The organism is Amycolatopsis methanolica 239 (assembly GCF_000739085.1).
Classification (GTDB): Bacteria; Actinomycetota; Actinomycetes; order Mycobacteriales; family Pseudonocardiaceae; genus Amycolatopsis_E; species Amycolatopsis_E methanolica.
In genome coordinates, this window is record NZ_CP009110.1 from 6,478,678 (window position 1) to 6,502,642 (window position 23,965).

35 protein-coding genes are annotated in these 23,965 nt (G+C 69.9%); 3 read left to right on the plus strand and 32 right to left on the minus strand.

Features of this window, described 5'->3' with window-relative positions:
• Positions 1-18: 18 nt before the first annotated feature.
• Positions 19-318, plus strand: a complete 300-nt coding sequence (locus AMETH_RS31575) for a hypothetical protein (RefSeq protein WP_017985175.1) — start codon at positions 19-21, stop codon at positions 316-318.
• Here AMETH_RS31575 and AMETH_RS31580 read toward each other — a convergent pair.
• The 3 genes from AMETH_RS31580 to AMETH_RS31590 are packed head-to-tail and all read right to left on the minus strand — an operon-like array spanning position 288 to position 2,034.
• Positions 288-1,178: a helix-turn-helix domain-containing protein gene (locus AMETH_RS31580; protein ID WP_017985176.1), complete on the minus strand. Its 891-nt coding sequence runs from the start codon at positions 1,176-1,178 to the stop codon at positions 288-290. The genes AMETH_RS31575 and AMETH_RS31580 overlap by 31 nt on opposite strands.
• The gene (locus AMETH_RS31585; RefSeq protein WP_017985177.1) at positions 1,175-1,708 is read right to left on the minus strand and encodes a DUF6879 family protein; all 534 of its coding nucleotides are present in this window, start codon (positions 1,706-1,708) and stop codon (positions 1,175-1,177) included. Before AMETH_RS31585 ends, AMETH_RS31580 begins: the two co-directional genes overlap by 4 nt.
• On the minus strand, positions 1,705-2,034 hold the full coding sequence (locus AMETH_RS31590; protein ID WP_038532549.1) for a hypothetical protein: 330 nt from the start codon (positions 2,032-2,034) through the stop codon (positions 1,705-1,707). Before AMETH_RS31590 ends, AMETH_RS31585 begins: the two co-directional genes overlap by 4 nt.
• A gap of 224 nt (positions 2,035-2,258) precedes the next feature.
• On the opposite strand from AMETH_RS31590, the gene AMETH_RS38390 reads away from it, so the two are divergent.
• The gene (locus AMETH_RS38390; RefSeq protein WP_017985179.1) at positions 2,259-2,417 is read left to right on the plus strand and encodes a hypothetical protein; all 159 of its coding nucleotides are present in this window, start codon (positions 2,259-2,261) and stop codon (positions 2,415-2,417) included.
• A 424-nt stretch (positions 2,418-2,841) separates the two neighbouring features.
• Here the strand turns inward: AMETH_RS38390 and AMETH_RS31600 are convergent, their stop codons facing one another.
• From AMETH_RS31600 to AMETH_RS31610, 3 genes are all read right to left on the minus strand, one after another.
• Complete coding sequence (locus tag AMETH_RS31600; RefSeq protein WP_017985181.1) at positions 2,842-3,039, minus strand: helix-turn-helix domain-containing protein; 198 nt, start codon at positions 3,037-3,039, stop codon at positions 2,842-2,844.
• Between the two features lie 369 nt (positions 3,040-3,408).
• Positions 3,409-3,603, minus strand: coding sequence for a hypothetical protein (locus AMETH_RS31605; RefSeq protein WP_017985182.1), 195 nt, complete (start codon positions 3,601-3,603; stop codon positions 3,409-3,411).
• A gap of 97 nt (positions 3,604-3,700) precedes the next feature.
• Positions 3,701-3,895, minus strand: a complete 195-nt coding sequence (locus tag AMETH_RS31610) for a hypothetical protein (RefSeq protein WP_017985183.1) — start codon at positions 3,893-3,895, stop codon at positions 3,701-3,703.
• A 105-nt stretch (positions 3,896-4,000) separates the two neighbouring features.
• On the opposite strand from AMETH_RS31610, the gene AMETH_RS31615 reads away from it, so the two are divergent.
• The gene (locus AMETH_RS31615; RefSeq protein WP_017985184.1) at positions 4,001-4,192 is read left to right on the plus strand and encodes a hypothetical protein; all 192 of its coding nucleotides are present in this window, start codon (positions 4,001-4,003) and stop codon (positions 4,190-4,192) included.
• A gap of 94 nt (positions 4,193-4,286) precedes the next feature.
• Here AMETH_RS31615 and AMETH_RS36200 read toward each other — a convergent pair whose 3' ends face one another.
• The 26 genes from AMETH_RS36200 to AMETH_RS31735 form a co-directional block, all read right to left on the minus strand.
• A complete protein-coding gene (locus tag AMETH_RS36200) occupies positions 4,287-5,072 on the minus strand; it encodes a hypothetical protein (RefSeq protein ID WP_017985185.1) in 786 nt (261 codons plus the stop codon).
• Between the two features lie 459 nt (positions 5,073-5,531).
• Complete coding sequence (locus AMETH_RS38395; protein ID WP_017985186.1) at positions 5,532-5,708, minus strand: hypothetical protein; 177 nt, start codon at positions 5,706-5,708, stop codon at positions 5,532-5,534.
• A 14-nt stretch (positions 5,709-5,722) separates the two neighbouring features.
• Complete coding sequence (locus AMETH_RS36205; RefSeq protein WP_017985187.1) at positions 5,723-6,424, minus strand: peptidoglycan-binding domain-containing protein; 702 nt, start codon at positions 6,422-6,424, stop codon at positions 5,723-5,725.
• Positions 6,424-6,567, minus strand: coding sequence for a hypothetical protein (locus tag AMETH_RS38400; protein WP_017985188.1), 144 nt, complete (start codon positions 6,565-6,567; stop codon positions 6,424-6,426). Before AMETH_RS38400 ends, AMETH_RS36205 begins: the two co-directional genes overlap by 1 nt.
• A gap of 44 nt (positions 6,568-6,611) precedes the next feature.
• Positions 6,612-6,971 (minus strand): hypothetical protein, encoded by a 360-nt coding sequence (locus AMETH_RS31630; protein ID WP_017985189.1) that lies wholly within the window; start codon positions 6,969-6,971, stop codon positions 6,612-6,614.
• A gap of 34 nt (positions 6,972-7,005) precedes the next feature.
• On the minus strand, positions 7,006-7,302 hold the full coding sequence (locus AMETH_RS31635; RefSeq protein ID WP_017985190.1) for a hypothetical protein: 297 nt from the start codon (positions 7,300-7,302) through the stop codon (positions 7,006-7,008).
• A gap of 22 nt (positions 7,303-7,324) precedes the next feature.
• A complete protein-coding gene (locus AMETH_RS31640) occupies positions 7,325-7,846 on the minus strand; it encodes a hypothetical protein (protein WP_017985191.1) in 522 nt (173 codons plus the stop codon).
• Positions 7,843-10,611, minus strand: coding sequence for a hypothetical protein (locus tag AMETH_RS31645; protein WP_017985192.1), 2,769 nt, complete (start codon positions 10,609-10,611; stop codon positions 7,843-7,845). Before AMETH_RS31645 ends, AMETH_RS31640 begins: the two co-directional genes overlap by 4 nt.
• Positions 10,611-12,782, minus strand: a complete 2,172-nt coding sequence (locus tag AMETH_RS31650; RefSeq protein WP_017985193.1) for a phage tail protein — start codon at positions 12,780-12,782, stop codon at positions 10,611-10,613. The genes AMETH_RS31645 and AMETH_RS31650 overlap by 1 nt, the downstream gene beginning before the upstream one ends.
• 147 nt (positions 12,783-12,929) lie before the next feature.
• A complete protein-coding gene (locus AMETH_RS31655) occupies positions 12,930-13,352 on the minus strand; it encodes a hypothetical protein (protein ID WP_017985194.1) in 423 nt (140 codons plus the stop codon).
• A 3-nt stretch (positions 13,353-13,355) separates the two neighbouring features.
• Positions 13,356-13,847 (minus strand): hypothetical protein, encoded by a 492-nt coding sequence (locus AMETH_RS31660; RefSeq protein WP_017985195.1) that lies wholly within the window; start codon positions 13,845-13,847, stop codon positions 13,356-13,358.
• Positions 13,847-14,257: a phage tail tube protein gene (locus AMETH_RS31665; RefSeq protein ID WP_017985196.1), complete on the minus strand. Its 411-nt coding sequence runs from the start codon at positions 14,255-14,257 to the stop codon at positions 13,847-13,849. The genes AMETH_RS31660 and AMETH_RS31665 overlap by 1 nt, the downstream gene beginning before the upstream one ends.
• Positions 14,258-14,272: 15 nt before the next feature.
• A complete protein-coding gene (locus AMETH_RS31670; RefSeq protein ID WP_017985197.1) occupies positions 14,273-15,007 on the minus strand; it encodes a hypothetical protein in 735 nt (244 codons plus the stop codon).
• A complete protein-coding gene (locus tag AMETH_RS31675; protein ID WP_223842984.1) occupies positions 15,007-15,417 on the minus strand; it encodes a hypothetical protein in 411 nt (136 codons plus the stop codon). The genes AMETH_RS31670 and AMETH_RS31675 overlap by 1 nt, the downstream gene beginning before the upstream one ends.
• Positions 15,418-15,427: 10 nt before the next feature.
• Entirely contained in the window at positions 15,428-16,024 is a 597-nt protein-coding gene (locus AMETH_RS31680; protein ID WP_017985199.1) for a head-tail connector protein, read from the minus strand.
• 6 nt (positions 16,025-16,030) lie between these two features.
• A complete protein-coding gene (locus tag AMETH_RS31685; protein WP_156131755.1) occupies positions 16,031-16,372 on the minus strand; it encodes a hypothetical protein in 342 nt (113 codons plus the stop codon).
• Positions 16,373-16,452: 80 nt separating this feature from the next.
• Positions 16,453-17,685, minus strand: coding sequence for a phage major capsid protein (locus AMETH_RS31690; protein ID WP_017985201.1), 1,233 nt, complete (start codon positions 17,683-17,685; stop codon positions 16,453-16,455).
• Between the two features lie 2 nt (positions 17,686-17,687).
• Complete coding sequence (locus AMETH_RS36210; protein WP_017985202.1) at positions 17,688-18,479, minus strand: HK97 family phage prohead protease; 792 nt, start codon at positions 18,477-18,479, stop codon at positions 17,688-17,690.
• A complete protein-coding gene (locus tag AMETH_RS31700; protein ID WP_017985203.1) occupies positions 18,448-19,731 on the minus strand; it encodes a phage portal protein in 1,284 nt (427 codons plus the stop codon). Before AMETH_RS31700 ends, AMETH_RS36210 begins: the two co-directional genes overlap by 32 nt.
• Positions 19,728-19,949, minus strand: coding sequence for a hypothetical protein (locus AMETH_RS31705; protein WP_017985204.1), 222 nt, complete (start codon positions 19,947-19,949; stop codon positions 19,728-19,730). The genes AMETH_RS31700 and AMETH_RS31705 overlap by 4 nt, the downstream gene beginning before the upstream one ends.
• A 13-nt stretch (positions 19,950-19,962) precedes the next feature.
• Positions 19,963-21,510 (minus strand): hypothetical protein, encoded by a 1,548-nt coding sequence (locus AMETH_RS31710; RefSeq protein ID WP_017985205.1) that lies wholly within the window; start codon positions 21,508-21,510, stop codon positions 19,963-19,965.
• The gene (locus tag AMETH_RS31715) at positions 21,458-21,880 is read right to left on the minus strand and encodes a hypothetical protein (RefSeq protein ID WP_017985206.1); all 423 of its coding nucleotides are present in this window, start codon (positions 21,878-21,880) and stop codon (positions 21,458-21,460) included. Before AMETH_RS31715 ends, AMETH_RS31710 begins: the two co-directional genes overlap by 53 nt.
• A gap of 304 nt (positions 21,881-22,184) precedes the next feature.
• Positions 22,185-22,655, minus strand: coding sequence for an AAA family ATPase (locus AMETH_RS31720; RefSeq protein ID WP_017985207.1), 471 nt, complete (start codon positions 22,653-22,655; stop codon positions 22,185-22,187).
• A 3-nt stretch (positions 22,656-22,658) separates the two neighbouring features.
• The gene (locus AMETH_RS31725) at positions 22,659-22,928 is read right to left on the minus strand and encodes an HNH endonuclease (protein ID WP_223842985.1); all 270 of its coding nucleotides are present in this window, start codon (positions 22,926-22,928) and stop codon (positions 22,659-22,661) included.
• A gap of 172 nt (positions 22,929-23,100) precedes the next feature.
• Entirely contained in the window at positions 23,101-23,370 is a 270-nt protein-coding gene (locus tag AMETH_RS31730; RefSeq protein ID WP_017985209.1) for a hypothetical protein, read from the minus strand.
• A gap of 155 nt (positions 23,371-23,525) precedes the next feature.
• Entirely contained in the window at positions 23,526-23,903 is a 378-nt protein-coding gene (locus AMETH_RS31735) for a hypothetical protein (protein ID WP_017985210.1), read from the minus strand.
• Between the last annotated feature and the right edge of the window lie 62 nt (positions 23,904-23,965).

Consider the following 23,965-nt stretch of genomic DNA (forward strand, 5'->3'; position numbering starts at 1 on the left):
CAACCGCATGGAGACGCGATGACCGATGAGCTGATCGCCCGGGTACGCCGCGAGCTCCGGATGTGGGGCGTACCGACGAGCAGTGTGCTGGAACAGGCCGCGCAGGCCATCGCGCGCGCGGTGTCACCGCTGGAGGTCACCCCGCAGGTGTACCTCGTCGTCAAGCCGGTCGGCGGCATCGTCAGCGCGCACCTCGACGCCGGCCACGCTCACCGCGAAGCGGGGGCGATGCGGGCCGTTGTGGCTGCGGTGCCGATCGTGGGGGACTACCGGGAGAACGGACCGGATCAGGGGGCGCGCTCGAGCGTCCGCCGGTAGTCGGCCGACACGGTGAGCAAGATGGCCCGCGCCTCGTCGTCGTGCTTGGCGCGGTGCCACAGCTCGTCGAAGAGGCCTGAGTAGAACGCGACGTCGGCGCGGTCCCGGGTGGTGACCTCCGTGTGGAGCAGCTCGATGTTGATGAGGTCGTCGAGGATCCAGAAGCCGTGCAGCGGTGCGACCGGCAGGGGCTGCCCCAGCGGCAGGATGCGGAGCTGAACGGAGCGCATCCCGAACAGCGCGAGTAGCCGGTCGATCTGGCCGGTCATCACCTCGGCCCACTCCGGGTAGTCGTCCTCGCCGACCCACGGCGGCGGGTAGCGCAGCCCGGCCTCGCTGATCAGGAGCTGAATATCCTTGGCGGGGTCGTACATGATGGCCTGGCGCTGCATCCGCGCCGCCGCGGCCTCCTGCGGGTCCCGGTCGGTTTTGCGCAGCTTTGCCAGCGCGCGGAACACGCTCAGGGCGTAGGCGAACGTCTGCGCGGGCCCAGGCACCAGCGCGGTCTCGAACACGCGGATGCTCCGGGCCGCGCGCTCGATCGCGCCGAAGTCGGCCTGCAGCTGGCCGTGTCCCTGGCGGGTGCGGTTCTTCCATCGCGCCTCGTCGAGCCGCAGCGCACGTAGCTCGGCGAACAGCTCGTCGCGTTCCGCGGCCTCCAGCCCGCACTGATCGGCCCACTTCTGCAGTTCGCCGCCGTTCGGGCTGTCGGTGATCCGCTGCTGGCCGAGCTCGATGCGCGACACCTTCGACTGCTGCCAGCCGAGCGCGGCAGCGAATCCCTGACCGGAGTAGCCGGCGGCCACCCGGTACTCGCGCAGGCGGCCGCCGAACTCCTTCCGGCGATCTTCTATGGTCACGGGCTCCTCGCGGTCGCGTACTGGCTCTCGGCGTGCGCGGTGGCCACGGACCATACCCGGTCCCGCCACCGACGATGATCAGCTACCACGCGCGGATCCTCGGTCACCTCGGCCCCGAGAACCCCGTTCTCGTCGAACCGCATGATCGCGACCCGCGCGTCGTCGAACAGGTAGAAATCGTGCTCGGGCATCTCGCCCAGCGCCCGCGCGTCGCTCTCGCTGATCCAGCGGATGTCCTCGCCAGCCGCGACGTTGAGCGGGGTGACGGTGAACATCCACCGCAGGTACTCCGTCGGTGGCTCGGTCACCATGCGGACGCGCTCAAGGGTCTTGCCCTCGCTACGAAACTGCCGGACCCGGGCGAGCCAACGGTCCAGGAACCCGTTGTACGGCCGGCCTTCCTGCCACTGCCGGAACGGCTCGCGTTCGCCAGGCTCGTGGTAGGTGCCCTGGCACTCCCACCGCCACATGCTGTGCCGGAACCCGGTGAAGAGGGCGGCGAACTCCTCGCCGCGGTTGACCCACGTCATCGCGTCGCCGTGGTCGTCGCTTTCGCGGCCAGCTCGCGCAGGACCTCCTCGAGCTTGGCTGCAGAGTCGGGATCGATGGTGAATCCAGGCCGGTCGGCGTCGGCGAACGGCAGCTGCTCGAGCGCCTGCAGCGCGATGAACGGCAGCAGCTCGCGCGGCACCTCGACGGCCGACTCGTGCGCCGGCAAGCCGCGCTCCCGCAGGGCGGCGAGCGCTTCCGGGTCAGTGACGGTCGTGCCCTGCACAACGAGCGTGCCGCGCTCGGTGGCCCACAGGTTCGGGCACCCGGTGTCGTTCGAGCTGGTGCCGATCAGTCCCATGCGCATAGCTACTCCTTAGGTCGGTGTGCCCGTCACATGGTTCTCGCAATTCCGACCAGTGGCCAGGGTCCGCACGAGTGATCGTAGCCCGCTCGCCCTGCACATCACGCCATGCCCGTTACTCCGATCGTGTTTGATTGCGCAAACTATGCGATCTATTGCTTGAGCTATGCGATTCGATGCGTCAGCCTGGGGAGCGTGGAAGGTTCCAGGGCGGAGCGGGAGAGGTCATGAGCGCGGCAGACGACGAGCCAGCAGAGCTGTGGGCGCGGAAGCCAGCCAACCGCGGGGAGCACAGCTACTTCGAACGCCACGACGGCACCATCGTGCTGCACGACGGCACGGAGCTCCCGCCGGAGCCACCCGGCGGCGATCGGGGTACCCGGTGAGCCGCCGCCCGCCAGCCCGGAATCGGGGCGTCATCCTGATCCTGTCGATCTTCCTGGTGCTCGCGATCGCGAACGCGATCGCAGTTACCCAAGGGTGGTACTGCCAGTGTCGACCGTGACCACAGCTGCCGCACTGATCCTCGCCCGCCTACGGCCAGGAGTCGCCGGCGAGACGCGCCGCGAGGTCCACCTGTTCCCGCAAGACAGCTGCACCGCGCTCTGCGGCGCCACCTTCCCGACGAGCGACCTTGAGCGCCTCGACGGGTTCCACGGGATGCCGTGCGTGCGGTGCCTCGCCAGGGCGCCTGGCGGTCGAGGCCTGGCGATTCGGTGACGGCCTGAGCTGCCGGCCGGTGCGGGGCGCTACCTCTCCCGAAGGTCCCCCGACCCCCGCACCGGCCGGTTCCCACACGTCGGGCCGCGTCTACTCCCCGCTGCTTTCGCGCTGTCGGATCTCCGCGATCTGCCGACGCACGTCCTCAACGTTCCACCGCCGATGGCCACGTAGCGTCGTCTCCGTCGGGACAAGCAGCCCCTGCCGCACGTAGCGATTCAGCGTGCCGCGGCTGATGCCGAGGACCTCCGCGAGCTCGCCAGTGGTGAGGAGCCGCCGATTGATCATGAACCGATTGAACCGCTTGGATCGTTCGGCTGGGTGATCGGTAGACCGTTCAAACCGAATGGATCGAATAGACCGTTTGACCCGTTTGGCGGAGTGAAACGGCGGTCTCGGATGGCAGCATGAGCGCCGAGCCCGCCCGACGACTCCCCATGTCCCAGTCCCGGGCGGGCTCGCCCCCAGAACTGCCAGCTGCGGCGGCTGGCAGGGAGCCCCGACCGCGCGTGGATCTGCAGCCGCTCAAACACGTCGCGGCCGGGGCTCCACCCCAAGCCCGTCCTGGCCTGCGCACCTCCCGCGGGCCAGCCGGAAGCAGAGCCCCGGTCTGCCATCGCCCCCTCGCGGCGGACCGGGGCTCTGTCGCTCGCAGGGTCAGCCGCCGCGCTGCTCGTCGAGTGCGACGAGCTGCTTGCACAGTCGCACCCCCTCCGCGACGTCAGGCGAGTCGAGTGGGGCGCCGGCGCCGACCTTCAGGGCGGCGTCCTCGCGCAGCCGGGCCAGCGCCTTCTGGCCGTCGTCCAGCCACTGCAGGACGCTCCTGGGCGGCTTGGGTCGTTCGTACGTCATGGTGGGCTCCTTCGATGAGAAAGCCGGTCCGGAGCTTCCCCCTCCGGACCGGCGCGAGCCCGACGTTAGAACAGGTGTTCGTCGAACGCAAGTTCGACTACTGGTCGTCGTCGACCCGCTCCACCTCGCCATCCCAGGCGCGGCCGGAGGCGAGGTGCAGCCACGCCGCGAACGCGGCCGGGTAGTCGGCCGGCGGGATCTGGTGCGCGTCGACGTAGTGATCGAAGTCGGCGAAGTCGCCGCGGTGGCAGCCCGGACAGCGCACCTCGGCGGCCGGGAACTCGTCGTCCATCCATCCAGGATCGCGCCGCGCGGCGCACCGCGCTGGCGGGGAAGTTGTCCACAGGCGCTCGAACGGGTCTGTCGGACCGCGCGGTGGTGTGCCAGCGTCGAGGACATGGACAAGACGCCCCAGCTGCGCCCGCTGCCGCCGACCGAGCCGGTCGGCCGCTCGCTCGATGTCAACCGCGTCCTGCTCGCGCTCGCCCTCGCCGAGTTCGACTGCGCCCCGGACGAGAAGCCCGGCCTGCAACGGGCGCAGACCGAGGTGCGCCAGCTCGCTGGCATCCCGGACGCCCACCCCGTCTGATGGCGCAGCTGCGATCAACGCGCGAAAACGGCCCCCGTGACGCCTCGTCGGCGAGCACGGGGGCCGTTGGTCTTCGAGTTGCTGCTGTCCCGGCTTAGGGGGCCGGAACGGGGCGCGACGCCTCGGTGAGCACCTCCTCCGGGTACAGGTTCACTTCGCCGTAGAGCTGGTGCTGCGTTTTCTGCGGTCGAATACCGCGGCTGCGGCAGATCTGGCTGGCCCTCTTCCCGAGCGCGCGGGTGGCGCCGGTCGAGGTGGGCAGGCCCATCTTCCGGGAGTAGCCGAGAGCGGAGTACCAGTTGTGCTTGCCCTCGATGCCGTCGAGGCGGCTCTCCACTGCGGTCAGCCGCTCGCGCTGTCGCACCTGCTCGACCTCGATCTTGCCGACGCGGCGGATTGTGTCGATCTGCTGCCGCGCCCACTCAGGCAGCTCGGCGAGATCGGACTCGATCGCCTCGGCCTGCTCAGTCCGCGCCGCGAAGTACGCCTGCGCGTCGGCCACCTCGGGTTTGTTCGGGTCGCCGTTCATCGCCACGAGGTAGGCGGCCTGCCGGGACAGCTCGTAATCCTCGCCGCCGTTGGGCGCGAATCGCCCGCCGGCCGCCCGGTGCTGCGATGCCATAATTGGTGTGACCTGCGCGAACTCGCGCGAAACATCCATCCCCGTGTTGCTCGCCGTCTGCATCGCTCGCGCGATAGCCGGCTGGAGGTTCTGCCAACGGGCGTAACCCATGAGGCCCTGGAGATGCCGCGCGGACCAGTACTCGGTGCCGTCGGCCCGGGTCTGCTTGATCCGGTCGAACGGCGACGTGGAGTCGTGTCCGGGGTCACGATCGCGTGACGCGGCTTCCAGGGAGTTTTCAGCGTTGATAGGGTCCATCGGTCGCCAAGGTCCTTTCTGTGATGGCGGCCACGGCTCCGGCAGCTGGCACTGCGCGGAACCCCGAGAGTCGGCCCGGGCTGTAGGAAGCAGCCCGGGCCTTCTCATTGGTACCGAACCTTACACCGCTTCTCCGGCATGTCGAGCCCTACCCGCATCATTCGCTCGTGTGTGCCCACAAATGTCTGCTGAAGTCCACACAAGTCCACGTGCGAGAGCGTCCGAAGAGTGTCTGCGCTGGTCACGATGATGAAGTGTCGCGATTAGCCGCTATTAGTCGCGGATAGTCGTGGTGGGCCGCGATAAGTCTCAAGAGACTAGAAGAGTTCCCGAGAGTTTTAGAGAGGAATAAACTGCAACAGATAACAACCGGCAGCAACGGACAGCAACAGGCCGCAACACACAGCAACCCCAACGGGTCCGGGCGGCCACTACGCCCCCGGACCCGTTGGGCGCTGTTCAGCCGATCGGCTTGTTCGGTACGCGCCACACGCCGTAGACCGTGCCGGCGGCGAGCGCGAGCGCGGACGCGACGGTGCCGTACTCGCTCCAGTCCAGGACGTTGTCCGCCAGGATCGGGCCGACGGCTGTGCACAGGCCGCCGATGGCGGCGACGATCGCCTTCAGTGCGTGCATGGTGGGGATTCCTCTCAGTAGCCGAGCGCGGCCCACGTGCGCGGGCCCACGATCCCGTCGACGGCCAGCCCGGACCGCCGCTGGAACTCCTTGACGACCGCCTCGGTCTTGGCGCCGAACACCCCGTCGACCGTCAGCTTCGAGTAGGCCGGGTAGCCGCGGTTGAGGGTCTGCTGCAGCTGGGTCACCGCGGCCCCGGTCGAGCCGCGCCGGATGGTCGGCTTGCTCGAGCTCCCGCCCGTCGACGGCGGCGGCGCCGGGGCGGCCGGGCCGCCGCCCGCGATGCCCCACCCGGCGCGGTCGTCGTAGGCGCCGCTCTGGGTCAGGCTCACGTGCACGTGGCTCGTGTGCGGGTTCGAGCCGGTGTAGACCTTCCAGCCCGAGAAGTCGGGCTTCGTGATCCTGCGGTTGAAGATCACGTACCCGCCGTTGGTGAGCCGGTGGTCGCCGGTGCGGCCGTCGTGGCCCGTGAGGCCGCGCTGCCGCAGGTACTCCGCGAGCCACCCGGCGTCGATGCCGTCGACGTCGATGTCCACCGCGCGCACCACGCCCAGGCCGTCCTCGCGGTCGATGACCCACGGGTTGTGGTCGGAGGAGCGGGAGGCGTGCGCGGCATCGCCGATCGTGCCGTCGCTGGTCTTGTCGCGGTTCGGCCACCTGGTGTTGACCTCGTTGCGGAGGTCCACCAGGGCGTAGGCCAGGCGCCAGGCCACCATCAGGCCTCACTCCCCTCGGGCTCGTCCGCGGGACGGCCGGTGTCGGCGGGCGCGTCGGCGTCCTCGCCGGCGTAGGCCCAGGGGTCCTCGTGGGTCTCCTCGCCCGCGGTCACGGCCGCGGGCTCATCGTCCGGAGTGGACATACCAGTTTCCTTCCCTGAGCCGGATCCACGGTGGATCCGGGCGCCTACTTGCCGAGCGCGATGACCGCGATGACGACGCCGGCGAGGGCGATGAGCGCCGAGACGGCGGCGATCCAAGTGCCAACGCTCCATCGGCGCCCGGCGATCGCGCGGTCTGCGTCGGCCCGGACGGCGGCGATCGCGCTGGCGGCCTCCGCACGTGCCGCAGCGACGGCCTGCTCGGCCTCGGCGCGGGCCTCCCGGATCGCGCGGTCTTGCTGGTCGGCGCGCATCTCGAGCTTGGCGACCCTCACGGCGTGGTCGCCGACCGTGTCTCGGATCTGGGCGGCGAAACTGTCGAACGAGCGCTGCAGCTCGCCGAGCCGCTCGCGGATGTACTCCCAGGCTTCGCCGGGCTGCGTCACTCCTCCTGCCCTCCTCCTCGTCGTCGGGGCGGGATCAGGTGGTGGTGATGTTGTAGGCGTGCGCGTCGCCCTCGGGCACGTCCTGGAAGTCGCCGCGCTGGATCTCCTCGTCGTAGAAGAACTCGCGGTTGAAGACGTTGATGTCGACCGGAATCCAAGCGCCGGTGGGCACGCTGCGGGCGCCGCTGCTGTTCGGGTACATGGTGAGGGTGCCGTCACCGTTGTCCACGACGGGAAAGTCGGTGTTGGCCTGGATCTCAGCGAAGTTCGATCCCGTCCACTGCGTGATCTTGCCGACCTTGGGGGACTTGGTGACGTTGCGAACCGGCATGGTGCTGCCGCTCCTTTCGGGGTTACGGTTTCTCCCACGCCACCCAGAACTTGCACACACCCTCGATGGTGTTGCCGACCAAGTTCTGGGCGACCAGCGAGTTCTGCCACGTGCTCACGCGCAGGATGTCGCCGTTGTTGAGGCGCCAACCGAACGAGCCCTTGAGCGAGGTGACGTCGCCCTGGGTGTTGAACGGCTGGTTGTCGTAGGCCAGCGAGTTGGGGTTGGTGGGCACGCCAGTGTTGTTCCGGGTGAGCGTGGCCACCCGCTTCCCGCCGGTATTGGCGTTCTGCGAGTAGTGGATCTCGAACCCGCCGGTGTAGTAGCCGTCTTTCCGGATGGTGATCCGGGTCGGGTTGGCGGGGTCCCACATGGACAGACCAAGCGGGCTGGTCCAGTTCTCGGAGAAGGTGGTCCACGTGACGTCGGTGTCGGCCTTGTCCGCGATCGTCAGCGTGGCGTTCATGATGAGCGTGCACGCCGGCTTGTCGCTGTCGGCGTTGAGCCTGTCGGCGGTGACGTCCTCGCCCGCGAGCCAGCTCATACCTTGACACCTCCAGCAACGATGGCGGGGCGCGCGAGCTGGACGGCGGCGCCGGCCGCGTGGGACTTGGTGATGCCGTTGACCGAGCGGATGACGGTGAACGTCTGGGTGTTCGTGGTGCCGCTGATCGCGGTGACCCGCATTTCTTCGCCGCCGACCTTGATCCGGATCGGGAACTCCGCGCCGTAGGTTGCCGAGTCGATCCACCGCGCACTGCCGGCCGCGGTCACGACCGTGAACGTGGTGGCCGTCGCGGTGATCGCGGTCGCGAGTGTGCTGTTGGTGGCGTCGGCCTTCACGCCTACCCCGCCCACGGTGGCGGTGTCCCAGGCCGCGCCCGGTCGGCAGTTGAACGTGAACGAGTGCTCGAACGGCTTCAGGGTCTCGGTGTAGCCGAGGATGAGCAGGTCGATCAGGTCCGGCTTGAAGTTGGCGATGGTGATCCGGTCGGCGATGTTGGCGTCGCGCACCTGGGCGCACAGCGTGGTGTTCGCCGCCACGCGGGGGTTGGCGAGGTTGATCGACACGGTGGGGTACCGGGGCGACTCGTCGGTTCCCAGGTGCAGCCGCCAGGCGGCGATGTCCTTGGCGATCGAGTCCACCCAGACGTTGAACTCCTCGGACGCGTCGTAGGTCCCGACGCCGCCCTCCTGCGGTGGCTTGGTCGACAGCCGCCCGGTGGTCTTGGTCAACCGGTAGGAGGAGCCGTTGGTGCGGGTGGCGGTGAAGTCGTTGACGAGCGCCTGGTCGTCGTTGACCGGGGCGGGCACGTCGGACAGCTGCCCGGCGGTGTAGTCGAAGGCGATCCGCACGTCCTGGTGCAGCAACGACGGGTAGGTGCGGTAGGTGCCATCGATCGAGCCGCGGTTCTCGTAGAACACGCCGTTGTCCGCCCGGGCGACATCCTCCAGCAGGTCCAGGAACACCTTCGGCCGCTGTGGCCCGAGCTTGGTCCACACCTCGGTCTGTCCGAACGCACCACGGTAGGAGCCCAGATAGAACCCGTTCTCCACCGACAGGCGGCCCGCGCGGGTGTAGGCCTCCTCGCCGTTGTAGGCGGCCAGCTGCTGGGCGAAGTCGAACAGGTCGGTCACCGCCGGCTGCACCGCGACGTGCCCGATCCCGACACCGGCGACGTCCATGTCCGGTCCGATGTAGACGTCGGTGACCCGGCCAAGGGTGCGGCCGTTGACCGTGCCCGGCCCGCCGGTTAGCCCGACCCCGGCGCCCGGTTCAAGGGTGGCGATCCGCCAGCGGATGTTGCCGCCCTGCTGGGACAGGTCGATCTGCAGCAGCACGTTCTTGTCGACCATGTTGAAGCCGATCGCGCCACTGTCGCCGACGTAGACGACGGCGCGGTCGAACCACATCAGCTTGAGCGCGCCGCCGGTGTGCCAGGTCAGCCGCCACCGGGAGATGTCGCCGGAGGTGTGGATCGTGGCGAGCGCCTCGCCGTCGGCCAGGCCGGTGGCTGGGAAGGAGACCAGGAACCGGACCATGCCTGCGCCGGACGGGTACGAGGGCACGACGCCCCACAGCGTGCCGTTGTTCAGGGCCAGCATGTCTGCCGAGCAGGCGAACTCGCCGTTCGACGCGAAATTGATCTTGCCCTGGGTGATCTGCATCGGGTCGACGCCGTCGATCGCCGAAGCGGCCGAGGTGGCTTCCCGGCCGTCCTCGCACGGCCAGTACGCCACGGGCGCGTTCGTCTCGGCCTGCAGGTACGCGCGCTTGAGCGTGGACAGCACCGGGGTGGCGCCCTGCTGCAGCCGCCGGAACACCCCGGCGGCCTCGACGTCGGCCCACCGGTTGTGGTCGGAGCGGTCGTTGCGTGGCGTGATCGAGGCGATCTCGCCGAAGAACCGCGGCGAACGCACGTCCAGGTCGTCGTAGTCGAAGGTGACCGGAACGTTGGTGTTGCCGCCTGCCACGCCCGAGCGGATGCCGACCGATCCGGCGGCCTGCGGCATGGCCTCGCTCTGCACGTAGCCGAGCCAGTCGTACGGCTCGGGCGTGCCGGCCACCCAGGCCTTGAACCGGACCTGCTGGCCCTCCAGTAGCACCCGCATCCGCACGTCCTGGGTCGTGGGTGCGAGCGTGATGCCGGTGCCCAGGTCGGTGAGCAGGTTGGTCTCCGCGCCCGCTTTGACGTATCGGACGCCGATCCGGTATTCGCCGGTCGGGGACACCAGGGCCCGCAGCATGATGTAGTTGCCCAGGTCGGCGAACCGCATCAGCAGATTCAGCGGCTCCAGGTTGGCGCCGGTCACCGTGGTGACCGGCACGTGCACTGTCGCGGCGATGTCGACGTCGCGCTGCTGGAACCCCGCCAGCCACGACATCCGGTACTGGCCCGCGCCAGTCAGGATGTGGTGGCCCTTGCCGCCGTTCTCGGGGAAGTCGGGCAGCCCGTTGCCGCCGTTCCAGGCATGCAGCCAGGTCTGCCCGGTGTCGGTCTGGGCCCACCCGTTGGCATTGGTCCGGCTGAACGTCGAGCGGGCGGTGCGCACGCCGACACGCACCGGCGTGTTACGCCCGAGCACGCCGTAGTAGGGCGAGCCGGCGTAGTCCGGGTCGTACTGCTGGTTGTCGTTGCGCAGCCGGAACCGGCACTGCGCTGCGGTGGCCAGCTTGGAGGACTCGTTGGCCCGGGGCTTGCTGATCTGCACGCCCTGGGCGACCATCACGTCGCCGGAGACGTCGATCCAGTTGCCGGACAGGAACAGCTCGGTGCGCACGTCGAGCGGGTCGGTGGGAAAGGCCATCACGCCGCCCCGTTTCCGAGGACCAGCTGCACGTTGCCTCCCTCTTTCCGGATGGCGTTGCGAAGGATTTCCAGCAGCAGTTCGTCGAGCCGGGTGCCGGCCGAGTCGATGACGACGACGGCCTGGCCCCCGCCGCCGCCCGCGGCGAACCCGCCGACGGCGCTGCTCGCGGCGGCGGCCGCGGTGGTGGCCGCGCTGGCCGCGGCGGGCCGCGGGAGCGCGGCCGCGGCGACCTCTTCGGAGGCGGCGGCGACCCGGTCGACCATGCTGGACAGGCCGTTGATCGCGCCCAGCCCGACCATTTCCATCGCCCATTCGGCCTCTTTGGACGGTGAGGCGATGCCGAGGAAGCCGAGCACGGCGTCCCAGGCGTTCTTGACGATGCCGAGCAGCTTGTCCTTGATCGCGCCTGCGAAGTTGCCGATGCCGTTGATCAGGCCGCGCACGAGGTCGCCGCCCGCGTTCCACAGCAGGCTCCCGAGGCTGCCCAGGGCGCCGAGGATCATGCCGGGCAGGCCGCGGACCCAGTTCACCAGGTCGTTGAACCGCTGGATCGCCCAGTCCCGGGCCTGCCCGATCCACCCGCCGATCAATCCGGGCAGCTGGCCGAACCAGCTGAGTATCCCGCGGATCACGCCGACCGCGGTGCCGATCGCGTTCTGGACCCAGCTGAACGCCGCAGGCACGGCGGACACCAACCAGGACACCGCACCGGCCAGGCCACCGAGGATCGCGCCGGCGAACCCGGCCAGCCAGCCGATAATGGCGCCGATCGCCGGGGCCAGCAGGTTGATCAGCCACTCGGCGAACTGGGCTACCAGCAACAGCAGCGGCGTGAGCGCGACGACGAGCTCGCCGAGCGGGACGAGCAGCTGCACCAGCGGGGGCAGCAGCGCCACCGCCGCGGCAATGATCGCGCCGAGCACCGGCTGCAGCGCTTGCAGCACGGTCAGCACCGCGGTGCCGAGGATCATGGCGAACTGCCCGATCATCGGGATCAGCGGCACGATCGCGCCAGCCAGCTCGGACAACGCGTCCGCGGCGAACTGGGAGACCAGCATCGCGATCTCGCCCACGATCGGCAGCAAGTCACCGATCGCCGGGGCGAGCGCCCCGGCCAGCTGCGCCGCGATGTCGGCGAGCACCGGCACCAGCGGCATGATCGGGCTGAGCAGCGACACGAACGCCGGCACCAGCGGCGTCACCGCGTCCAGGATCTGCGTCAGCGCAGGGATCACGCTGCTGACCAGGACCTCTCCGAGGCTGGTGAAGATCTGGGTGATCGCGGGGCCCGCAGCCTGCAGCACCCGGCCGAAGGCCTCCGCGAGCGGACCGAGAGCCGTAGCCACGCCCGCGAGCACCGGGCCAAGGGACTGAATCACCGGGATCAGCGCGCCGACGAGGCCATCGAGCAGCGTCGTGATCACCGGCATGATCGCTTCGAGGATCGGGCCGCCAGCCTGCGCGAGCGCGCCGAGCAGCGACCCGAGCAACGAGAGGATGTCCGGCAGCGCCGTTCCGACCGCGGTCAGCGCCTGGCCCACCGCGCCGGCCGCCGGGGCGAGGTTGGCCACCAGCTGGCCGACGCCGGCGCCCGCGCCCGCCAGGAGGTCGGCTAGTCCGTCGAACACCGGTCCGGCCGACTGAACCGCGGTGAGCAGCCCGGGCATGGCCTGCACGGCGAAGCCGGTCACGCCCTCGGTCAGGGTGGTCAGGTAGGGGCCGATGGCGCCGAAGACCTGCCGGATCGCGGGCAGCAGCTGCTGGAAGGTCTGGCCTAGCTGCCCGGCGATGCCGACGAACGTGGGCACCAGCGGCGCCGCCGCGTCGGTCAGGCTGGACTGCACCTGGTCGCCAAGCGTCGAGAACGCGCTGACGACCTGGGTGTTCTCCTTGAGCGCCATCGCGCCGAGCCCGGCGAAGGCCAACGGCACGCCACCGAGCGCGGCACTCGCGGCCAGCGCCGAGGCGGCCGAGGCGGCCCCGAACACGGTGAACGCCTTGGACAGTCCCAGGACCCCGGAGATGTTGTCCCGGGCCATGTTCGAGGTGCTCTCGCCCGCCACCCGCATCACTGCCGCGGTGGCCAGCGCCTCGCGCCGGATCTCGCCGAACACCTTCGACACACCGTCGCGGCCGAGGATGTTGAACAGCAGGGAGGTGTCCGCCATGACACCCCCCTCGGGCCGCTATTCAGGTGTTGTGCTTGGCACGACTGCGAATCAGGTCTTCGATGTAGTCACAGGCGCTGGTCAGCTCCTGGACGGTGAGCAGCTCGCGTTGCTCCCACGGCCGAATGTTCAGCTCGGCCGAGATCGCTAGGGCGTACTTTTCGCGCCGCTGCTCGAGGGGGCTTTTCCCGCCGCGCTCTCCGGCGCCTTGGCGATCTGGGCGTCGATCGCCGAGAGGATGTACGCGCGCTGGCTGTCGTCGAGACCGGGCGCGGACGCGGCCGCCTCGCGCATCTTCTCCAGCTCGGGCGCCTCGAACTCCACGGTCAGCTCACCGACGGTGAAGTCGACGTCCTCGAGCTTGAGCGTGGGGTGTGTCAGCTTCTGCAGGTGCCACAGCAGCACCCGCCGTGCCTTCGCCCCGCCCTTGAGCAGCATCACCTGGAACTCGTCCCAGGTCAGCGGGTGCATCCGGGCCTCGATCGCCTCGGCATCGGCGGCGCGGACCTTGGCCGGATCCCAGGTCCAGCTCTGTGTTTCCTGCCCCTGCGGGGTGTAGGTGACCAGCAACGTTCACACCTTCCCGGCGAGTCGGTCCGCCGTCTTCTTCATCGCGTCGACGACCGCGCGTCGGAAGTCGTTGCGGCGGCCGGCCAACGTCTCGTCGAACCAGCCCGGTTTGCCGCGCTGGTGCACTTCCTGCCCGGTGTTGAACACCTTGTGCCTCCACCCTTTGGCGGAGTTGAACCGGCGCGGTGCGTGCCGGAAACCGCGCACGTTCGGGGTTTCCCGCGCCACCACCCGCGCGCCGACCGCGGGTCCGGAGGTCTTGGCGACCACCTGGATCTTCTGCCCGATCGCCGACCGGATCGACCGCCCCGCGTGCCCCTGCGAGGTGACCGAGCGGATTGCCTGGCGCGTGGCCTGCCGAGCTGGCTGTGCGGCGGCGCGGATGTCGCGCATCAGGTCCCGGCGCAGCGCCTTGCCGTTCTCCTCGGTGCGCAGCGCCCGCGCCAGCTCCTTCAGCCGCCTTTCCGGGCCGGACAGGTCCAGCTCGGCTGGCATCAGGACACGACGCGGGAGACCGCGCCCGATGTCGGGAACTCGACGTCGACCTCGGCCACGTTGCCGACGTCACCGGCGATCGGCTTCCAGGACTTGATCAGCACGGTGCCGGTGTAGCCGGGGTTGGAGGCGCCGCGGGCGGCGTTGGACAGCCGCACCTCGAACGGCACCAGCGTGCCGAACAGCGGCCACATGATCGAGTCGAGCCCGGCCGCGGCGACGTCCTGCTTGAGCGTCACCGACAGGCTGCCTTCCTTGAGGCCGCCCAGGACCTCTTTCCAGCCACCGCTGCCGAAGGTGGTCACGTCCTCGTCGGCGACCTCCGCGGTCAGCTCGATCTTGGACGCGTTGTTCGAGAGGTCGTTGGCGTTGAGCGACAGGAAGGCCGCCAGCAGGACCATCTTGGCCATGAGCGAGTGCCCCTTTCAGGCGATACCGAGTGCGACGACGAACAGGAACGACGGCGCGGTTCCAGCAACGGTCCACTTCGGACGGAACCACGTGTCGGTGAGCGGGCCGGGCACGCGGAGGATCTGCCCGCCCCGGGCGGTGGCGGCCGCGAACGTGAGCCGGTCGGTGGGGGCGGCGAACCCCGACGCGGTGTCGGACTCGATCGCCACGGTCAGCGACGGCGTGGCGGTCCCGGCGACCGACAGCACGTGCAGCGCGGCGTACAGCTGCTTGCCGGCGGGCACCGCGCCGAGCTGCGTGCCGACTCCGGTTCCGGAAGCAGTGCGTGCGGTGCCGGGCGGGTGCGCAACCTGACCGCGCACGAGCGGCCAGCTCGAGTTGGCTTTGCCGCTCCAGGGCGCCATGCTGCCGACTTCGCCACCGAGCGCGTAGGACCCGGTTAGCGCGTTGGTGAAGTACGCCAGGTCGCCGACGTTCGCGCCGGCCGGGCCCGCGCTCCACGGCCCGAGACCGCCGAGCGCGGTCCACTGAGCGTCGTCCACCATCGACAGGTCACCGGCTTCCCAGAATCCCTCCGCGGTGATCTCGGTCGCCGCCAGCCCGGCCTTGACTTCCTTCCAGCCGCCGCTGCCGAAAGTGGTCGCGTCCTCGTCGGCGACCTCGGCGGAGATCTCCAGCTTGTTGCTGGCGCCGGTGAGGTCCGCGCCGCCGGTGAACAGGCGGACGTTGGTCAGAACGAACTTGCCCATCAGGCCCCCGATCCGATGACGTGGACGGACAGCTGTGCGCCGAAGAACTGGGATGTGCCGTGCTCGTAGAGCCCGTAGCCGAACACCCGCGTCACGCGGGAGTCATCGCACGCGCCGCCGAGGGTGCGGTCGGATTGCAGCGCCGCCTTGAGCGAACGGGGCCCACCGCCGGTGAGGTATTGGTCGAGCTTGGCCTGGGCCTGCTTGTCGGTGGCGTGGGAGACCAGCACCCGGCAGGTGGCGGTCAGCTCGTCCAGCCCGCGGCCGAACGCCCGGTCGAAATCGATCTCGTACTCGGCCACGAAGAACATGGGCGGGGTGACCGAGTCCGGGGTGTAGGGCAGGCAGATCAGCCCGGTGATCGCCTTCGCGTTGGCGGCCAGCCCCGACCGCACGGCCTCGATATCCACTCCGTGCCCCCTACGCGATGCCGATGAGGATCAGGTGCTGGATCAGCGCCTGGACGTCGGGGTCCACCCGCGACAGCCGGATCAGGCCCCACTCGGCCGAGCCCATGACGCCCTCGGGCGAGTCCTTGCGCCGGAACAGCCGAGCGGCCTGCAGCAGCGCCGCCGAGACCACCTCGTCGGGCACCGCGGGCCAGCCCCACCGCGCGGTGATCCGCACCCAGCGCGTGCCCCACTCGCCGGAATCCCGCAGCAGCCCGGTCACCGGCTCGTTGTCCAGCAGCGCGTTCTCCGGCACCACGGCGTAGTCGGCGACCGCGGTCCACGGCCCGGTCCTGCTGTCGGCGCTCTCGACGATGAGGCCGGCAGCGTCGCCGATGTCGGGCAGGAGCAGCGTGTCACCGTCGTCCTCGCACACCAGCCGCCCGAGGGTCCGGAACTCGCGCCGCACCGGGGCGGGGTCGAGGTAGAACCGGCGCCCGGTGGTGCGGTCGATCGCGCGCGAGGCGGCGGTGTGCGCCTGCTGTACCAGGTTGTCCTGGGTCGTGTCATCGGCGGGGATGCTCAGCGAGGCCTTGAGCTGCGCCAGGGTGCCGTACTCGTTGGCCACGGGTGATCAGCCGCGGGTCTCGGGCTTGGCCGCGCGACCGCCACCCCGGGAGCGCCGGGCGGCCTTCTCCGGCTTGGAGTCGGCGTCGGCCGGCTGTGCAGCCGCGGAAGCCTCGTCGTCGGCTGCCCGCGTGACCTCGTCGTCCTGTGGCACGTCGTCCTCCTTGTCGGCGGCCTGCTCGGCCTGATCGACCGGTTCGGTCGGAAGCTGGGTGCGCTCGTCCTTGATGAGCTCGGCGCGCACGCCGTCGGCCCACTTGACGGCTTCCTCCTCCGGCAGTTCGATCTCGGATCCAGGCGCCCACGAGAACTCGGTGCCGGACACGCCCTGCAGCACGCGAATGCGCACTCGATCCACGGTTTCCTCCCGTGCGGTGGTGGGGGCCGGTGGGGCCGGAGCGGTGTCCGGCCCCACCGGGGGAAGGGGAATCAGGTAGCCGGGTGCGCGTAGGCGCGGATGGCCGCGGCGTCGTCGGGCTTGCCGTCGAGCCGGGCGAACCCGAGGAAGCCGACCTGCAGGAAGTCCGCGTAGCGCTCGGTCAGGCGCAGCGTCTGCACGTCGAGCACCTGGCGGACGATGTAGCCGGCCGCGATGTCGCCGAACACGATCGACTTGGCGCTCGCCGCGGGGACGGGCATCTTGTTGTCGATCGTGTAGGGGAACCCGTTGATGGTGGACGGGAACCCGGGCGCCGGTACCGGCACCCACAGCGGCCGGTTGTCGGCGTCCTTGAGCTTGCGGATCATCTTCAGCGCCGAGTCGCTGAGCAGGTAGCGGGCGTTCGTGCGGTACGCCGGGTCGACGGAGTGCTCGAGGTCGACCAGGTCGTCGTAGATGATGCTGGTGACCTGGCCGGCAGCGCCGGTCTTGCCCACCGTGATGTTGGTGGTGATGCCCTCCGGCTGGTTGGTTCCGGTACCGGTCGCCAGGTGCCCAGCGACGGCGCGGCCGATGCGCTCGCCCAGCTTCCGCGGCAGCCAGACGTTGATGTCGAACGCCGAATCCTGCAGCAGCTGCAGCGACACCCGCACCAGCTTGGACGTGTAGGTGTGCGCGAGCAGCTTCCGCTGCCCCAGCACCACATCCTGCTCGGTGACCTGGGTGTTCTCGCCGAGGATCGCGCCCTCGTTGCCGGTGTCGTCGTTCGTCGGCCACGGCAGGTCGTTGCCCGTCGAGGTCGTGATGACGGTCGCGACGTTGAGCAGGCCGCCGAAGGCCTTCATCGTCTCGCTCATCACGGCCCGGAAACCTTCCGGCACCAGGTAGCCGCCGGCGGTGTCGGTGGACACGCCCTGCGCCCGCAGCTCGGAGAAGTTCTCCATCAGCAGCTGGCGCTGCTCGCCGGACAGGCGGTCCATGCCGCCGCGCATGTAGCGCTCGAACGCCTCGCTGTACCGCTGCGCGGCCTCGTCCCCTCCGCCGACCGGGGCGCCAGAGCTGGTCACGACCTGGGACCGGTCGACGGTCTCCAGCTGCGCGAAGCGCTCCAGGCGCTCGATGTCGCCGGACACCTCGGTCAGGCGCGTCTCGGCCTGGTCCCAGTTGGCCCGCTCCTCGGCGGTGAGGTCGCGGTTCTCGGCCGCTGCAGCGTCGCGGATGTCGCACATCCGCTTCCACACCGTGTTCTGCTCCTCGATGAGCCGCTTGAGCTGTTCGCTCACGATCAGTTGTCCTTCCTCAGGGGCAGCCCGTACCGGGCCGCGTAGGCGGTCAGCAGGTCGCTGGGGGACAACCGAGTGGTCTCGCCCGGCTCGGTGCCGTCCGCGCGAGTGGTCTCGCCCGGCTCGCGTTCGACGACCTTCAGCAGGTCGAGCAGCTCGGGTTTGTACGCCGCGCGACGTTCGATCGCCACGGGGTCGCCGCGGTGCGCCAGGGCGGCCGCGACCGAGTTGAGCTCGGCCTGAGTCTCTTCGTAGGCGGGGAATGTCACCGCCGACACTTCGATCAGCCGCACCTCCAGGATGCGGCGCACGTCCACTTCGAACGGCTCGTCGTAGCCGTCGACGTCGACCTCTTCGGTGGCCCACTCGTCCTTGACCACGTAGAAACCGAACGACATGCCGGTGATGTTCTTGTTGCGCACGTTGGCTTTCAGATCGCGCACATAGGACAGTTCCGTGTCCAGGGCGGAGTCCACCGGCAAGCCCTTGTCGTCCTGGGACAGGTTCAGCGTGCCTGCCGACACCCGAGACACCACGTAGTAGGAGTCGTGGTCGATGAGGAACCGGGCGTCGCCCTCGGCCAGCGTCTTGGTGAACGCGCCCGGCGCGATCTCCTCGTAGAACCCCCACCGCAGCGGGTTGCCGATCGCCGTGCGGGAGTTGAACACCGCCGCGTAGCCGCGGAACCGCTCGCCGCCCTCGACGTCGGCGTCAGCCCGGATCGACACACCAGCGGTGGCCAGCGGCAACCGCCGCCGTTCCTCAGCTGTCGCCCGCGTCAGGATCGTCGTCATCGTCCACACCCTCGCTACTGGTCGAGTCGGGTTCGGATTGGTCGTTGGGATCGCTGCCCAGCGGCGCCATGTTCAGCGGCTGCAAATAGACGTCGCCGCCCTCGATCGGCGGCATGTTCTCCTTGCCGCGTATGTCGTTCGCGCTCATCGCACCCACTTCGCGCATCACGCGGTAGAACTCCGCCCGCGCCTTGGAGTCGCCGCGCAACAGGCCCTCGACGTTGTACTCGGCGTAATCCTCCGGCGCGGTCGGCCAGATCAGCTCCTTGGTGATGCGCTGCTCGGTCGGCACCAGCCACACCGGGTGCAGGTCGAACTGCACGAAGCCCAGCGCCTGCTGCTCCAGCCCGGTGCCCCACGATGTCGACTTCTCGGTCTCCATCAGCAGGAACAGCGGCACGCCGAACATCCGCGCGACCTCGACCACCTGGAACCGGCGCGACTCCAGAAACTGTGCGTCGCGAAACGGCATCGTGATCGGCTGGAACGAAGCCCCAGAGTCCAGCACCGCGATGTCGTAGGCGGCCTCAGCGCCGGAGTGCTTGGCCTTCCACTGCCGCTTCAGCACCTCGGCCTGGTCAGGGTTGAGCCGCTGCTCGGTCTGCAGCACCCCGGAGAGCATGGCGCCCTGGCCGAAGAACTTCGCCCCGGACTTCTCCGCGGCGAGCGCCAGGCCCACGCCCTGCGCCGCGGCCCGGATCGGGGAGACCCCGCACACCCCGTCGTAACCCAGCCCAGGAATGTGCAGGACCTCGCGCGAGGTGAGCGGGTGCTGCCGCCCCTGGTCGTCGGTGACCTGGAAGATCTTGCCGCCGGGCAGCGCGTCGGTGGGCCTGACCCGGTCGACCTGCACGCGGTCAGGCCGGATCGGCCACAGCTCGACGACCTCGCCAGCGCGGTTGCGGACCTTCTGCAGGTAGGCGTTGCCCCACAGCACGCGATGCACATAGGACAGCCGCCACAGCTCGTACGCAGTCAGCTCCGGGTGGGGATCCCGGAGCAGCCGCGGGGTGGTGCGCGCGCGGGTGCTCTCCCGGTAGCTGTGCAGCGGCAGCGCCGCCGACACCGAGGAGATCAGCGACACCGACCGCCACACCGCCGGCATGTGCAGCGCGGTCAGCTCCGACACCGGCACGCCAGCGTCGGAGCTCGCGCCCGTCATCCAGTTCAGCAGCGACGTCGACGTCAGCGGAACGGCCGGGTTCTCGACGCTGCGGGTGATCGCCCGCGCGACGGCGCGACCGAGCGTCATCCGTCACCCCGTGCCTTCTCGGCCCGCCACGCGCTGCGCGCCGCTCCGAGCGCGGCTCCGATCGCCCCCGCCAGCGGCGAGCCCTTGCGCTGCGGCCGCAGGTTGGCCCAGACCACCAGCAGAAGCCCGGCGCCGAGCAGCGCCAACGGCGGCCACAGCAGGTACAGGAACGCCACGACGAGCGCGTAACCGACCGCCTCGACCAGGTTGCTCAGCACTGCGCGCCCCTTCTCACCAGATGTTCGGCGGACCCTCGTCCGCCGTGATCACGTCGATACGGGCCAGGAAGGCCCACCGCGCCAACGTCACCGTCACCAGCGGGCTGATGTCGGAGTCGGCGGTCTTGCGCGCCCACGCGTAGGCGTCACCCAACGGCCGCGGCTTCGCGCCGGCGACCGCCGTGTTGAGCTGCGACTGGTCGATGTGCCGCAGCGTCCCCTGCGTCACCGCGTCGACCAGGTGCCCGCACGCGGCCGCCACCTCGCTGGAGGTCGGGATCGCCAGCTGCCCGCGCTTGGGCTCCGACGGGTCCTCCGGCACGGTGATGCCGACCTTCTTCAGGTCCAGCAGCAGCGACCCCGCCGGCCCCTTCACATCCAGCGCGATCGCGACCGGGTTCCACCGCGCGACGAGCTCCACCAGCCGCTGCACAACCCAGTCGGTGCCCGGCCGGCGGTCAATGAGCTCGACGTGGCCCAGCCCGTCCGCCCGCGGCGAGTAGAGGCCGATCGATGCCCAGTCCCGCTTGGGGGTCACGTCGATCGCGAAGGCGACGTCCTCGCCGGCCTGCGAGGTCACGTCTACGCACCCGGCCGGCGCCGGGGTGCTCCACCGCTGGTAGTCCAGCGGGCCGCCCTCGGTGGCCGGCGGTGCCGGCCAGATCCCCAGCCGCTCCCGCGCGAACCCGCGCGGGCTCATCGACTCCAGCTCGTCCTCGACGAAGTCCTCGGAGATCCGGATGCCGTAGGCCGGGTTGGTGGCCGTCCACAGCTCCCGGTCGGAGAGGTCGATGCCCTCGAGGTTGTCCAGGTCGCCCTCGGCGCCCCAGTCCCGGTATCCCAGGCGGCCGCTGCGGCCCTCAAGTGCCCGCTTGCGGACCCGGAAGAGGATCTCTCCGCTGTAGGAGCTCAGCGGCGGGCTGGAGGTGTAGATGATCTGCGGGCCCGGCACCTCCATCGAGCGGGCCGACATCGTGGGCAGCAGCGCCTCGTGCTGCTCGTCGGTGTAGGCGAACGTCTCGTCGATGATGTTCAGGTCGCCGGTGAAGCCACGGCCGGAGGCCTTGCTGCGGGCGATGAACTTGATCTCCTGGCCGGTGTCGAGCCGCTCGAAACCCTCCTCGCCGTTGGTGTTGGAGATCTTGATCAGGATGCCGTCGACGTCGACCAGGTTCTCGTTGTCGCCGACCTGCTCGCCGAGGTTCCTGATCAGCCGCTTCAGGCGCCGGAACGCCCGCAGCGCGGTCTTGTACTCGTGCGCACTGAAGATGATCAGCGCCTCCCCGAGCAGGAAGAACCCGGCCAGGATGCGGCCCTCGAGGATGCCGCCTTTGCCGTTCTGCCGTCCGACCAGCTCGGCGTATTCGAAGCACGCCCACTTGCCATCCGGCCGCACACCGAGGATGTGCGTCAGGGCCTGCTGCTGCCAGAAGTCCAGTTCTTGCCCGGCCCGCCGACACAGCTCGATCGCCTCGGCGCCGATGCTGTAGACGTAGGGCGGGATCAGCTCAAGGCGTGGCCTCAGCGCGCCTTTCGGCGATTCGGGCGGTGATGTCGGCAATGCCCGCCCCCTTCACCCCTCCTGTCGCCGGTGTTGCACCGGACGTCGCCGAGCCGGTCCGTCCCGGCCGCCCGCGGCCGCGGGACGCGCCGCCCTGCCGCAGTTCGCTCACCAGCTGTTTGAACGCCACCGCCTGCTGCCGGGCCTCCTTGAGCACCCCGGTCACCACGACCACGAACGTCCGCCCGTCCTCCAGCGGGTCGAGCTCCAACCACGGCCCGTCGCCGTGCAGCTGGGCGTCGAGCTTGTCGAGCCGGTCCGCCAGGCGACAGGCCTCCAGCAGCACGGCCTGCTCCAGCGGCGCGAGCTTGCCGTCCTGCAGCCCTGCGGCCCACAGCTGCCGGCCGCGCGGAGCGAGCCCGGAAGGCACCTCGGGGGCGGTGTTACCCGGCTCCGGAGGAGCCGCGGCCGGAGGCGGCGAAACCGTCTCTCCGGCCGGTTGTGACGTCACCGCTTTGCATCGCCCTGGAACGCATAAGCCGTGGTCACCGCGCTTGTGAGCCCTGTAACGACGCTGCCGTTCCGCCCCCGAGTCCGCCATCGCTCCTCCGTGCTCACTCCTGCCCACATTCGGGCCTCCGGGGGGAGAGAAGGGCAGGTGGGCGCGGAGTTGCCCTCGCGCCCGCGCTCAAGATCGGGAGCCCCCTCCCCCGCCGATCGTCCGTCCACGGTGGTCACCAGGTGCGGGAGGTCCGGACCGGTGTCGTCGCGGCCGCGGGGCCGGGGTCGGCGTCAACCGCGCACGGCCGGTACCGCGCGTACCAGCTACGAATGGCGGCCGCCGTGCCCTCCGGACGGGCGTCGGCGTGGGCACGACGCATGCACTCGGCGGCACCTGGGTTGAGCACGTGCACCGCCGTCGCGCGCAGCTGGTGAGCCAGCGCCAGGCGCTGCGCCGGAGCGGGCACCGAGCGCACGACGTAGGCGGTGATCGCCTCGGCCCGCGCGATGCGCGCGATCTCGTCGAGCATCACCTGCTCGGCCCGCTGCGCGATGACCTCGTCGTGGCCCCAGCGCACCGGGCTCCCGAGCCGCTGCGCTATCGCGTCCCGGTCGAGCACCAGGTCGCCGGGGTTGGCCAAGGCCTGCGCCAGGGTGGACTTGCCGGCACATGGTGGCCCGGCGATCAGCACCACCGTGCGCATGAGCTACCAGCTCCGGGAGGTCTTGATCGCAGGCTGGTAAGTCACGTCCGCTCCCCGTTGGCTGTTGCACCTGCGATGCGCGGGCCGTGCGTTGTCCAGGGAGTCCGGCCCGCCCAGCGAGCGCGGCACGATGTGGTCGACCGTGAACGACATCGGGTGTTCGTGGTGCAGCGCCAGGTTGATCGGGTGACCGCAGATTCCGCAGGTGCAGCGGCCGGCCTGCACGCACAGGTCCCGCACCCGCGCGCAGACCAGCCGCCACACACTCGGCACCGGGCACCCTCCTCCGCTGCCCGTCGCCACGCACGCGAAAGCCCCGATCGGCAGGGGGTCCGATCGGGGCTTTCGCGTTCTGGGCACACTGCGCCTAAGTGACGTCAGTATGCGTGATGATCACCGGTGGTCGTCAACAGGGGGCGCGTCGCGCGTGTCGCGGCGTTCGGGCTCAGCGGCCGGCCGACGTCGTTCCGTCGGTCTCGCGCCATGCGCCAGCATCATGACCGGCGGCGGCGAGGGCGTCGTAGACGTTGCGGCGGGTCAGTCCCGCCGCTTCGGCGAGCTGGGCGCCGGTGGCCCCGGCCAGCTTGGCAGTGACGAGCTCCTCGTTTCGCTTCGCGCGGACCCGGTCGGCCAAGGCCTCGATCCGGGCCAGCTGCGCGGCCCGCTTGCGGACCTGCTCGAGCTCGGGCGGTGGAGGTGTGGGCTTGCGCGGCATGACGTGCTCCCGGTTATCCTGGCGTCGGAGTTTCTTCCACTCGGCCCCGGTGTGCTGTGCAAGAGCCGCCGGGGCATTTTCGTGGCCCGCTACAGAGGGAAGGGTCCGGGGTGGAGCGCCGGGGCGGCGGCTGGGTGCCGCCGCCCCGGGTTGGTTCATCCGATGATGGAGCCGAGGTGCTTGGCGTCGAGACGCCCGCGCACCACCCGCACCGTGCAGCCGAACTTGAACCGGACATCAGCCCGGTTGTTCACGCCCCGCCAGTTGTACCGGTCCGAGACGGTGGTGGCCCGGGCCCTGATGGTCTGGGCGGTCCACTGCTCGAACTCGGCGTTGTCCTGGACGTGGGCCTGGACGGTGATGGTGTTGCCCGCCACCGCGACCACGAGGATCACGGTCGAGGGCATCCGGCCCTCGTGCTGGTCGACCTTGAGGTCGCTCAAGATCCGACCGGCCACCCGGTAGAGGTCCTCGCCAGCACTTTCGTGATAGCGGACCCCGTAGAACCGGTCATCGGCGAACTTGTCGTCCATCCGGAGTTCCTTCCACTCTGTAGTTATCCCCCGGCGGGTGGTGCAAGCACCCGGTCCCGGGG